Source organism: Pseudomonas moraviensis (assembly GCF_900105805.1).
Taxonomy (GTDB): domain Bacteria; phylum Pseudomonadota; class Gammaproteobacteria; order Pseudomonadales; family Pseudomonadaceae; genus Aquipseudomonas; species Aquipseudomonas moraviensis_A.
In genome coordinates this window covers 5,745,119-5,757,476 of the sequence record NZ_LT629788.1, presented here as the reverse complement: position 1 = coordinate 5,757,476, position 12,358 = coordinate 5,745,119, and the positions used below count along the sequence as shown (strand labels likewise).

At 49.1% G+C, this 12,358-nt stretch carries 10 protein-coding genes; 3 read left to right on the top strand and 7 right to left on the bottom strand.

Features of this window, described 5'->3' with window-relative positions; translation table 11 throughout:
* Nucleotides 1-131 precede the first annotated feature (131 nt).
* The 4 genes from BLU71_RS27400 to BLU71_RS25660 all read right to left on the bottom strand — a co-directional run bounded on the left by BLU71_RS27400 (nucleotide 132) and on the right by BLU71_RS25660 (nucleotide 4,855).
* Nucleotides 132-1,334 carry a hypothetical protein gene (locus BLU71_RS27400; protein ID WP_156889245.1) on the bottom strand — a complete coding sequence of 401 codons (1,203 nt, stop codon included), beginning with the start codon at nucleotides 1,332-1,334 and terminating at the stop codon, nucleotides 132-134.
* Between the two features lie 217 nt (nucleotides 1,335-1,551).
* A complete protein-coding gene (locus BLU71_RS25670; protein ID WP_083354180.1) occupies nucleotides 1,552-2,724 on the bottom strand; it encodes a ComEA family DNA-binding protein in 1,173 nt (390 codons plus the stop codon).
* A gap of 264 nt (nucleotides 2,725-2,988) precedes the next feature.
* Nucleotides 2,989-3,633, bottom strand: coding sequence for a hypothetical protein (locus tag BLU71_RS25665; RefSeq protein WP_083354179.1), 645 nt, complete (start codon nucleotides 3,631-3,633; stop codon nucleotides 2,989-2,991).
* On the bottom strand, nucleotides 3,620-4,855 hold the full coding sequence (locus BLU71_RS25660; RefSeq protein WP_083354178.1) for a hypothetical protein: 1,236 nt from the start codon (nucleotides 4,853-4,855) through the stop codon (nucleotides 3,620-3,622). Before BLU71_RS25660 ends, BLU71_RS25665 begins: the two co-directional genes overlap by 14 nt.
* A gap of 851 nt (nucleotides 4,856-5,706) precedes the next feature.
* On the opposite strand from BLU71_RS25660, the gene BLU71_RS25655 reads away from it, so the two are divergent.
* The 3 genes from BLU71_RS25655 to BLU71_RS25645 all read left to right on the top strand — a co-directional run bounded on the left by BLU71_RS25655 (nucleotide 5,707) and on the right by BLU71_RS25645 (nucleotide 9,563).
* The gene (locus tag BLU71_RS25655) at nucleotides 5,707-6,492 is read left to right on the top strand and encodes a hypothetical protein (RefSeq protein ID WP_231982447.1); all 786 of its coding nucleotides are present in this window, start codon (nucleotides 5,707-5,709) and stop codon (nucleotides 6,490-6,492) included.
* Between the two features lie 794 nt (nucleotides 6,493-7,286).
* Nucleotides 7,287-7,670, top strand: a complete 384-nt coding sequence (locus tag BLU71_RS25650) for a nucleotide pyrophosphohydrolase (RefSeq protein ID WP_083354374.1) — start codon at nucleotides 7,287-7,289, stop codon at nucleotides 7,668-7,670.
* A gap of 24 nt (nucleotides 7,671-7,694) precedes the next feature.
* Nucleotides 7,695-9,563, top strand: coding sequence for a DUF2075 domain-containing protein (locus tag BLU71_RS25645; protein WP_083354177.1), 1,869 nt, complete (start codon nucleotides 7,695-7,697; stop codon nucleotides 9,561-9,563).
* Between the two features lie 259 nt (nucleotides 9,564-9,822).
* Here BLU71_RS25645 and BLU71_RS25640 read toward each other — a convergent pair whose 3' ends face one another.
* The 3 genes from BLU71_RS25640 to BLU71_RS25630 all read right to left on the bottom strand — a co-directional run bounded on the left by BLU71_RS25640 (nucleotide 9,823) and on the right by BLU71_RS25630 (nucleotide 12,357).
* Nucleotides 9,823-10,188: a hypothetical protein gene (locus BLU71_RS25640; RefSeq protein WP_083354176.1), complete on the bottom strand. Its 366-nt coding sequence runs from the start codon at nucleotides 10,186-10,188 to the stop codon at nucleotides 9,823-9,825.
* A gap of 564 nt (nucleotides 10,189-10,752) precedes the next feature.
* Nucleotides 10,753-11,646, bottom strand: coding sequence for a glycine betaine ABC transporter substrate-binding protein (locus tag BLU71_RS25635; protein WP_083354175.1), 894 nt, complete (start codon nucleotides 11,644-11,646; stop codon nucleotides 10,753-10,755).
* A 42-nt stretch (nucleotides 11,647-11,688) separates the two neighbouring features.
* Nucleotides 11,689-12,357 (bottom strand): ABC transporter permease, encoded by a 669-nt coding sequence (locus BLU71_RS25630; RefSeq protein ID WP_064364517.1) that lies wholly within the window; start codon nucleotides 12,355-12,357, stop codon nucleotides 11,689-11,691.
* Nucleotide 12,358: the final 1 nt, after the last annotated feature.

Here is a 12,358-nt window from a genome sequence, read left to right as displayed (position 1 = left end):
CTTATCGTACAGGTCGTCTAGGAGAAGCGCGGCAACCGTAAATATTAAAGTCATCCGCTCGACTGGTATGCCTACGGAGCCTTGTTGCTGGACCTCTCACGATCAGCGATTCCCACTTTAGCGAAAACGAGTTACCTCGGCGGTTGGTACGGGAACTTGCTCGGAGTTACAATACGACCATTCTGAATTCGCGGCAGTACGACGGCCGTGTAGTAGGTATTCAGCGGCCAGTTGAAAAAACTGTCGTGGCCGCCGAAGAGCAGATCGTGCAGGACTCGCTCAATGCGTGACACCCGATTAAGTGCTCGTTCAACTTTCCATGGATCGGCTTTACGCGATCTCATTTCTGCGATCCTAGTCATTGCACCGGGTAGCATATTCGCTGCATGTTTGCGGCTCGTGGCAACTTTATTTTCGTATGCATTTCCGCAGTCCCTGGCGGCCTGCCAGCCGATAGCGCAGATATCCGCCAGAGACAAGACCTCAATCAGCGCTCGCAACACTTTTCGAGTAGCGGATTCTGACGTGATATCTAACTTTTGCTTACTCATCTGCAAGTCTAGATAACTAAAGGCGTAGTCTTCTGCCACTTCCCTGATCATGCCGACTAAGGCCGTTTCATCCGAAGACGCCAAGCTCGAGGCTAAGTCTGCGCGTAGTCGTAGCAATAGCTCCGATGCAGACAATGCCGCGTCATCGGCGGTGTCAGCGCTCACATTGTTTGACCAACCATACTCCTCCGCGGCGTAAATCCATTCAGAGCGCAAGCTGTCGGTTACCCAATGAGGGGCACTGACCATAACTATTGCTCCTGCACCCCACAGCGCGCCGATGAAGGATTGGGTACCGTTGATACTTGGTGCAAATGCCCCTAAGTCACCGGTCCCCGCTACGCTGGCTACACCGCCAACATGGGTGAGAAGCAGGGCCGTGAGGAGAATCTTGTCTTTGAGGAGGAGACGACTATAAGGCAGCCGCTGCCCAGCCCATTCTTTATTAGCGCGGCGAATTCGCTGCTCGATACAATGATGACAGCAACAATGGCTGCCTTGTTCGTGGCCACATGGCTTGCAGAACGGTGCTGGCATGCCATAGCTCTTGGTTTGCCATTTCTGCTGCATTGGAGAACCGCAACTGGGACACGGGCTGTCGTTTAGAACCCTCAATGGCAAAAGCGGCTGTAACTGCTTATAGGAGGTCTCAACGTGATACTCAACAAGCAGGTCTTTCACTTTCTCCCCGTTCATAAACCGGGTGTGCAGCTCGAGAATTTGAGTAATCGAAAGGTGCGAGAGGGCGGGATGTGGCGCTGCGAATGAAATAGTTGGTGACATGTTAATGCGGTTCTTTGGCCACTCTTGGATCGATGATTCTAACGAGAAAAGGCTTGTCTGACCTTAAGAATGTATAAAAGGAACCACATAGTCAGCTCAAAACGCGACTCCCCCTCACAGGCAATGAGCGAGTTGCCGGCGAAAGATAGCCCTCTAAGAAAGCAGTGGAAACGCACCTCCCAATTCTTAGAAACCCACAAAGTAATAAGATTTTCTGCTACAGGTTAAATACCTCGACCGCTTTTAACATCGTCTTGGCACCAACACCTTTAACCTTAGACAAAGAACTTTTATCAAGCGATCCATGCTGAACTCGCGCCTTGATTATTTCTTTAGCAGTATTTCGACTCACGTCAAGTAACGCTTCAAGTTCGTCAATTGTCGCCGTATTGACGTCAATGCAAGTTGCGATTTTATGCGACTCCCCCATGTACTCCAGGAGGTCTGCAATTACAAGATATGTATGAAAAACTGCTTTAACCGCTTCTACCTGTTCAACCTCAGCATGAACCCCTTTATTTGTTATTTTATTCGTTTTTTCAAGCCAAGCACCCAGAAAATCGACATGCGTTTTAGCTAAATCTCGATTGCTTTCTGATTCAATAGCGCTATCCATAAATGCCCAAAGCCTATTGACATATTGCCCCTGACCGAGCGTCCGTCCTTTAACGGAGGTCTGATTCGATGGATAAAGCTCGTCAGCTAAACCCTCGAGAAGCCGTCGGCAAGATGTGAGGGCTTGGGACCACTCTTCCGCGTTAGATGCGGATACTGAGCGGAAAACTATCATTAACTGCTCAGCCAACAACGGGTTTAGGTCCAGAAGTTTGTCATCGACAACTGTTTTTAACACATCAAAGCTACTACTGACCGTACCGGAAAACCTTAGCTTATTATAGAGCTCTGAAGCAAACTCATGCGCCTTTCTACGAACATAGCTAAGATGATTGTAAAGAGGTGTTTTATAATAAGTTCCATCATTGCCAATTTTGTTTTTTGCAAGATCAGAATATCGCTCTTCGATAACTCCGACGCTCAAAAAACCACCACCTGCAACATGATTTTTGAAAGTCAACTCCTCGGTGACCAAGTGCAAGCCTCGCTTCAAACCAAGTTTTTCGAGCCTTCTTATATCCTTATCTATTTCTTGCTGCTTGACCTCATCACTTGAATAGTCATTTTTAGTTAGAGTGGCTAAAAGCTTCTGTATTTCGCCTACGTACTTGTGATCACCAAATTGAATCTGGCACCATATTTGAACATCAAGATTATCTACTAGCACTGCTGCCCGAGATAATTTTTGTACTGACGAGAAGACCGAGCTCTTGGGCGAGTCCAAATCCCTCAATGTCTGTTCCAATAAATTCAAAGCTTCAGCTTTTTGCGTCATAGTTCACTCATCAGACTTAAATTTAGCGAATTTTCCGTTCAGATAGTACTCGGATTTGGACAACAGAGGTAGACGTGTCTGGCCTAGATATTGTCAGCCACCTGCTTCAGGGAGTTTGGCTTAATGCGAGACACAAGCACCCTAAGCTCGTCCGACCTACATCGAGCGCTGACGGCCACAATCAACTAGCCAATTGAACAAAACTGGAATTAGCCGATTCAAATTTGCGGAATGTAAAGATATAGGCTCAAAGTTATTCGGAAATTATGATCCATCTTTTTTGTCTTTAGCGGACTCTGATGTGATCGAATTTTTCTGAGGCTCCATATAAGTGACCTGCCCTAACTCTGTCAACAACTTGGAGTTTATATTTAACCCCCCATCCTTGATATTGTAATACCAGATGGAGTCTTTATCCTTTCTGAAGGCGCAAGCCTTGGTAGTATTTTCCTTGTCTTTTAAAATCACCCAGTGACAACTCTCCATAAATGTCTCCGAAAGCTTCACACCGACGTCTTGCGATTTTTGGTATGACGAAAAGCATAGAAATATTATATAGAGCAGTAGTAGCAGTCCAGCCGGGGTATACTGCAACGCGCTTTTTATTTTACTGAAGTGGCTCGGCGCTCTCGCAATCGCTGAATTTGGCTTCATGAATTTTGCTGCAGCCCATATGGCAGCTAAAACAATAATTACAACAAATGATGTTAGAGCAATAACCTTTAAATGGTGATAAAAAATCTCAAATGTAATAAGACCACCGTCATATAATATCTTGTCGACTGATGGCTGACTGAATTCTGGATTAATACCAAACTCTCGCATGAATGCACTATTTTGGCCTGTGCCAGCAGCATACACACAGCCAGTTATTAGCAGGGCGCTACTAATTGGCTCAACGATTTTCATGGGATTTTCCTATCTCCAACACGTTTATGCCAAATTCGAAGCCTTCGAGCTTTTCAGTATCCACCTTTGTAATGCTTAAATTCAGACTTTTCTTGACCTCAGTGATTGAGTGATCTTGACTTTCAATAACCTCAGCTTGAGAACCAGCTGCCTTCGCAATTGACTTTAGCTTCTGGGATACTACTGGCGTTTTATATCTATCATTAAATATGTCGCCCGTATCTTTTTTAACAGTAAGTGTCGGTATTGCCTCATTGTTTGTCAGGCTCGCTATCTCCTCCGCCTTCACCTGACCAGTAAGTAAAAGACAAGCCAAAACGCAAGCAAAAATTTGATTAGTAAGGGAGTCGCCAATGAGTGGTATTCGGCACCACATATCACCCGGAGACATAAATTCAGCTTGGCAGGTGACTATGTCACTCTTACCCAAAAGTATCGCACTTTCGATTAACCGTGCTAATTGACTTAAATCGGAAAACTCTTCACCAAGAAGTGTCTCGCTAAGGCTTTTGATTAGCGCGACATTTTGAAATAGCTTGCCTACAGCAAGCGCATTTACACGATGACTGGTTTTTATTTTATTCGAGAAAAACAGCGATTCGCCATCTGTGAAAAATGGATAAATCAGGTGAAAGATTTTTTCTTTGTGATTATTTAGGGACGTAACTGTTTGTTGGCCGCTTGTAGCTTTTCTAACCGCACCCGGGAGCTCAGATCGAGAGATGGAGGGCCCCCAGACCACATGTTTTCGCAGTTTATAACTTAAGGAGGAACGTTCAAAGCCTGGTGTACCATCTTTTTTTATTGTTGGTATGCGAATGGGTGCCTGATCGATATACGGAGTAGTTTCGCTACAGATCCCAAAACTATAACCATCATCTTTTTCGTTTCGGGTAACAATAAGATCTCCGCATTTAATATCATTAGCAAATCTTCTGATTTGGTTCAAGACATTAAACCCAGACCTATTGAGTTTACGACTCTCTTTCCCGTTCGTATTATCGCGAAATTCACTGTATTTTTCGTTGGTTAGTAATTGAGCTCTAATAAATTCCTCAGTTGGCAATTCATTAGGAATGATTCCACCATAAGCTCTTTCCAAGTGTTCGATTGCTATTACGCCTCCTGCACGAAAGTGTTTAGCATACTTCCCTTTTTCTGCACGTATAAACCATACGTTTTGTTCTTGAGTGAGGAGAGCGATTTTCAAATTTTGCAGCATATTAAATCCTTTTAGTATTGGCTTATGTTCTTATCTTGGTAATTAGTGAAAACAGTGACGTTGAACCTTTCCTACAATCGCATTGGCGGCATGATGGCATGAATGGCAGGATGATGGCTAAGGGATCAATGCGAGCGTTCTGTTTGACGCGCGGCACGAGCTTTTTTGGCTCACCAGAGGGACTGAAAACGTTACACACTGCGTCCCTGATACACCTCATGCCCTTCGCAATAACGGCCTGTGTAACGCGCAATATATGTAATAAAATCAATGACTTAGGCGGTATCGTTACACCTGTAACACTTATTACACCTCGTTTCTAAAGCATCTACCCCACTCCCCGTCAGAAATCAATTCCACCAGCGGGGTGATTCCGCGGGGGCTGGGGGCCCCTGCGCTGAAGCGACATATACGGGGTCGGAAACCCGCCGGACTTTGTTAGCGGACAGGTGCCCAGCTTAGTGAACAGGTGAACCGGGTGAACACCCAGTTCACCAGTGCAATTGCACAAGATGATGGGAGGTCGCCGGGGACCCTGAGCATTTCTGAATGACACGGGGCATAAAACCCGCGGGATCTTGGTAGTGGCTGACTTTTTTAGATTGGTTGACAGGTTGACTCGGTTGGCAGCTCAGGGCATGAGGAATCAGCAACACAAAAGACCATCGTTACCGAAGCAGTAACGATGGTCTTATTTCAAGCAAATGCTTTCGATTTCAATGACTGAAATTTCAGTAAGCTGGGAGGCCTCCCACTACCAAGAACCCGCGGGTTTCCGACCCCGTACCTCCGTAAAACCCTCAGGGGCCCCCGGCAATTTCTCGTTCAACGCCCCACTAGCAAGAGACTTCATGACTGAGTATGTTTCCCCTTCTATAGCTAACAAGGAAGTAAACGTGTTCTGGAACAGAGAAAAAAAACTCAAGGTCGAGCTGACGACACCGGTCAACATTTCCTTGAGTCCGTTGAAAACCATTCGTGACGTGCCCGAACCAGCCGATCCCCAAGACGCAAAAACGAATACTGACTTAGCCTTTAAGCTGCTCATCTACGGGGCGTTGGTCTTACAGGCAGCCCTTATAGTCACCGGATACTCGGTGCTCGTTGGTTACTACGAGCAATTTGGTATTGATACAAACGAGCTCACGCTGGGTACTCCGACCCTATTGCTCCACGGATACGTGAATGTTTTTAGCGGGGCCTTAACAGCAGCAAGTCGTGTTCCTATCATTGGGCCAGCCTTACTAGCCTCAGTATTTATTGGTGTTGCGGCGGCCTTCATTGGACTCATCACAAAACGCCTGAAGGCAGGGGTAATTGTTGGCCTCTCCACCTGGATCGGTTTTTCCATGTTCTTAATATTTTTTGCCCCAGCAGTTGGTGTTCAGAAAGGCAAAGGTATGGGCTTGGAAAAATTCAGTGAGTACACAGGTCTGCCCCAACCTAATGCTTTGGAGAGTACCCACACAGTTCTGACAGACAAAGGTAACAAGATCAAAGGCCACCTGATTCTGGCGGATAGCAAAAACACCTTCCTGCTTGTTGACAGAACGGTCTTCAAAATTGATGGAACCACTGGTCGAGTCATTCGCGAAACCGAGCTGCGTGCCGAGGAGGACACCAACTCGAAGAAGTGAATTACCTCTTAGGGATAGCAGGCCACGCTTTTTGTATCCCATTCTGTATCCCTAAAATTTTCGAACCATACGAAGACCAATGTTTTCGGGACATATTCATACCAGTTCAAATGACCCCGGCTCACTCACCTCAACATCTAAAGACGTCCACCGACGTCTTTTTTGTGCTGAAAATCAATAAACATGGGTTTGACCCCCAAGGCTTCCTTGAAAGGTTTTTTCAGTTCTTACAGATTTTGACTTCGACAGATTCCACATCACTCACGTTACTTCTTGGGAGCCGAGCTCAGTGGAATGTCGATCTCTCCGCCGACCTTTCTACGATTGCCGCTTAAGGAAGGCAGCCCTGCGTCCAATTCACCGACCGCGACGAACCGCGGTCCGTCTAATCAGTAACGGATCTCTGTTGTGGAATTCGGCTACACCAAAATGTCGTAATCGGGCGCTAATTAAGTGGAGCTTCACCATCGACGCCAAGCGGGCCGAAACCATGCACCTCTCGGAGATATTCGTAGCGTGCTCTGAACGTAGAAAAAGCCTTTTCATTCCAGTATACGCCGAGATTACCCGCGCAAGATCACGCGACAGATACCACTTTCCTTTTCTAGACGACTCGACCAGCAGGTCCACTTCGCCACGCTCATAGAACATATCGAGCGCAAGCAGGAATGCGTCACCAGAGAAGTGCTGGGAGCAAACAACAAAAAAACCTACGCAATCAGCGAAAACTCTTACAATTCATCTCCGGATTTCATACGGGCATTTTCGCCCTTACTGATACTAGAGGCTGCCCCGTGAGCGACTCAGACATCTCATCCGCGCCACTCGTCGACGTAAGTACGCTGGCCGCGTCTCTTCAGCGTTTCGCAGATGATCGCGACTGGCAGCAGTTCCACTCCCCCAAGAATCTCATCTTGGCCCTCACCGGTGAGGTAGGGGAACTGTGCGAGATCTTCCAGTGGATGAGCGATGCCGATTCGCTTTCTGCAGCAGCAGACCCCGAGATCGGCCAAGCCGTCCGGGACGAACTGGCGGACGTGCTGATGTACTTGGTTCGCCTCAGTAGCGTACTTGGCGTTGACCTCAACGAAGCGGCTACACGGAAACTCGCCTCGAACGGCCAGAGATATCCCGTAGATAAAGCCAAAAGCAATAGCAAAAAGTACGACCGACTCTGACCTATCCGAATCTAAGGACGACCCGTGATCGTTTACGCTGCGACCAAACAGCAATTTCTTAAAGACAACGATAACGACGACATTGAGGAGGTTATCCTCCGACATTACAAGGATGCCACTGGCAAGAACGTCGGCACTTCGGAAATCAGGTCGTGGCAAGGCTCCCTAACATTCATGGCCAAGGTTCTTAGAGATGAAGGCCTGCCCAGCGATGCAGGCCTGGCAATCGAACTGCATATTCCGCAGTCGTCGAAGCGAATTGATTTTCTACTCACCGGTCGCGACGAAAGCCAGGCAAAAAAAGCCGTATTGATCGAGTTGAAGCAATGGAGCAAGGCCTGCGCCACTTCCAAGGATGCCATCGTCAAAACTGCATTGGGTGGAGGGCTCGTTGAAACCATTCACCCGTCTTACCAAGTATGGTCATACGCAGCGTTGCTGGAAGGCTTCAACGAGGCCGTGTATGACAAAAGCATCGAGATCCGTCCGTGTGCCTACCTTCACAACTACGTCAGCGACGGCATCATAGACTCGGCTCACTACGACTCTCACATCAGTAAAGCTCCACTGTTCCTGAAAGGTCCGGAAGAACTTGGCAAGCTCCGAAGCTTCCTGAAGACGCATATTGTTCACGGCGACAATAAAGAGATTCTTTACGAACTGTCGGATGGAAAAATCCGCCCCTCCAAAGCGCTGGCGGAAGCCTTAAGCGGACTGATGAAGGGCAAACCAGAATTCATATTGATTGACGATCAGAAAGCAATTTTCGAGTCAGCACTCGCTGCGGCAAGCGAAGCTTCGGACCAAGCGCCAAAGGTGCTGATTATTGAAGGAGGACCTGGGACGGGGAAAACTGTTCTGGCTATCAATCTTCTGGTGAAGCTGACCGAGCTGGAGTTGTTAAGCAAATATGTCTCCAAGAATGCCGCCCCACGCAAGGTTTACGAAAGCAAACTGGTTGGCACCATAAAACGCAGCCATTTCTCGAATTTCTTTTCAGGCTCTGGGGCGTTCATTGACACTGAGCCCAATACATTCGATGCGCTTATCGTGGACGAAGCTCACCGGCTGAATGAGAAAAGTGGGCTTTATGGGAATCTTGGCGAAAACCAGATCAAGGAGCTGATTGAATCAGCGAAATGCTCAATTTTCTTCATCGATGAAGACCAGCGTGTGACACTGAGCGACATCGGCAGCAAGCAGGCTATACGCGCCTTTGCCAAAGCCAAGGGTGCTGTGGTCGAGGAATATGTGCTGTCTTCACAGTTTCGCTGCAGTGGTTCTGACGGTTACATGGCATGGCTGGATGACGTGCTAGGCATTCGCTCGACAGCAAATCCGACGCTCAACACCTCGGAGTACGAGTTCAAGTTATTCGACTCACCTCACGCGTTGCATGCCGCCATTGACGAGAAAAACCATGGAAACAAGGCTCGTGTGGTCGCGGGCTATTGCTGGCCTTGGTTGAGTAAGAAAGACTCCACCGCAGCAGATATCGTCATTGGTGACTACAAGCGCCAATGGAACCTGGATCAGGATGGCAGCCTGTGGATCATCGCTGAAAACTCGATCGAGCAGGTTGGCTGCATTCATACCTGCCAAGGTCTGGAAGTCGACTACATCGGAGTGATCATCGGACAAGACCTAGTCGTACGTGACGGCAACGTAGTGACATCCCCGGATGAGCGCGACAAGCACGATAAATCGATTCGTGGCTGGAAAAAAATGATGAAGGAGCAGCCTTCCCTAGCGAAAAAAGAAACAGACCTGATCATCAAAAATACGTACCGAACCCTGATGACGCGCGGGATGAAGGGTTGTTACCTGTACTGCACCGACAAAGAGACTGCGCAATACTTTGAGAGTCGGCTTAACGAGCACATCAATCATTGACGCTATCGTTTGCTAGTAGCTCATGGACGTCTGGCGAGTGGGGACATCGTACGAGCAGGGGCATCAATCAACAGAGAGACCATTTGCTTGATAGATTCGATCCCGATTCATTATGGGGGCGGAGCTAAAAAAGCATAGTGCATCGGTCCAGATCACGCGGCGTCCCAACTGGTACCCGATGCAATGAACTACTTCTTCAAGCATCAGAAGTAAAATCACGACCACAAAAAAGCCCAGCTCGATGGCTGGGCTTCTGCACTCAGGAAACCTGTCGGCTGTTGTGCCAGTAGAGATACGCCAGGCCAACCGGTGCAATGAAAATTGCAAACGACCAACACATCGCCATCGTGAACCCTTTGACCATCAGCAGAAGGATGGCCTTGACGAAGAATACGTTTTCGCCCATCACGTACCCTACGACACTCTCATATACGAACCGAGAGTATGGATACAGCAGCGTGCAGATGACCGACATCACAATCAGCGCAGGCTTACCCATCAGACCGGATGGGCTATTGGCCGCAACCGTCAAAATCAGAATCGTGAACAGCGACCCAAAAATAAGTTGTCGGATGAAGTAGCTGGGGGTCAGCCCGCCAAAAGTCTTCGACAAAAACGAATGCATAAGATCCCTCTAAAACGCTGATTTGAGTGGTGGCCATCATAACAGCATCACCATCCAGAATCAGAAGTGCCGGGGGAGTGTGGTGCACCCAAAGCATCACGTAATGAAGCTCTCGAAAACGCACGGTTTTATCGATGATTAATTAACAACAGTAACCCTCCAACTGCTCCTAGATGCGCTGTTCGCGTGCCTCGATTGCCCCGGATCCAGTGAGGAGCACTCGCGGCCAAGCTCTCCAACTTGACCATCTCAACTCATGGTGAGCTCAGTGACCGTAATTGAAAAATTTTTCTTGGCTTAACCTTTTTGCCATTCAGCTTATCCTGCTTGTCCAACATCGCAGCTCCGAGGCCGAAAGCCTCGTTGAGTCAGGCTCAGACGGGAGTTCAAATCACCGGCACATGCTTGATTCCAAGAAAATTCGATTCGGCCTGTAAAACGGTCGGAACCCGACGCTTACCTCCCTCGCTATCCACTTCTTTGACGGGACCAAGTGGGGCTAAGTAGGCGCCAAGTAGGGACCAAGTCCGCTGTCGAAGAAGAAACCTGTGTGCGGCATTCTAATTAAAGCAACCCACTCTCCCGCAAAAACCCCTTAGCCACCCCCTCAATAGCCTCCCGCCCCACATCAACCCGCGAATTCAGCCCCGCAATCGTCCCGTCATCCAGCTTGGAAGAAAGCGCATTCAGCAACTCCCCAACCTTCGGATTCGCCTCAAGCACCTCTGTCCGAACAACCGGCGTCAACGCATAACCAGGAAAGAACCCCTTATCATCCTTCAACACCACAAACCCAAAAGCCGGTATCCGCCCATCAGTCGATAACACCAACGCCAAATCAACCTGACCATCCCTAAGCGCCTGATACGTCAACCCACCATCCATCCGCACAATATTCTTCCGCTCGAATTCAAACCCGTACTCCTCCTGAAGAGGACGCAGTCCATCAGGACGTGAGAAAAACTCGGCATTCGACGCAAACTTGTAGGTTTGACCCGCTTCGATGTTTTTCGCCAGATCGCTGATCGAGACTACGCCATCCTTTTCAGCGTCGACTTTGCGCATGGCCAGTGCGTAGGTGTTATTGGCCTTGGAAGGATTCAGCCAAGTGATGCCCTTTTGCGCATCCAGTTCGCTGATTTTTTTGTAGGTTTCCTCTGCGCTGAGTTTGTCGGTGACTTTGTTGTAAGTAATCAGGGAGGTGCCGGTGTATTCCCAATACACATCGACCTGGCCGTTCTCTTGTGCCGCGCGCAGTACTGATGAACCGAGGTCCGCGCGTTTATCGACCTTGTAGCCGTTGGCGCGTAGTAGTTGTGTGGTCATTTCGGCGACCAGTTGCTGTTCGGTAAACTTCTTGCCGCCGACGACAATTGTGGTGTTGGCAGTAGCGTTGCCGACAACACCGGCAACGAGACTAAAGCTGAAGATCAGACTGGCCAGGATTCGATAAATCATCGTGCACCTCATGTTATTGATTTAGGTGAAGGGTGTTCGGATTCATTGGCGGCCGGCCATTCGCAAGCCTCGGGAGACTGCAAGGGTTTGAATCAAGCCGCAGCCCAGATCGACGGCAATCGCCAGGAGCGCTGTCGATACGGCGCCGGCCAGCATCATGCCGAAGTCGTTCAGGTCGATTCCGGTGAAGATCAACTCGCCGAGTCCGCCGCCGCCGACCAGAAAGGCCAGCGGTGCGGTGCCGACGTTGATCGCCAGTGCGGTGCGGATGCCGGCGAATATCACGTTCAGTGCATTGGGAATTTCGACTTTCCACAGCGTTTCCCGTGGCGTCATGCCCATGGCTTCGGCTGCTTCGACCAGATGCTGCGGCACCGCGCGCAAGCCTTCGTAGGTGTTGACCGCGACGGGGAGCAAGGTCGCGACAAACAAGCCGATGATGGCCGCGCCGCTGCCAACGCCGATCAAGCTCATGGCCAAGGCCAGCAGCGCTAGTTTGGGGATCGCCTGCCCCACGTTCAGCACCTGCATGCTCGCCATGGCATAACGCTGGTTCGCCGGGCGGCTCATCCACACACCCAACGGAAGCGCAATGGCGATGGCCAACACGCCGCTGACGGCGACGATCTGCAAGTGCTGGACGGTCAGGTAGCTGATGTCGCCCCAGTAGAATTGCAGCCCCTGCCAGAATCGGTTGAGTAAGTCGGCCATG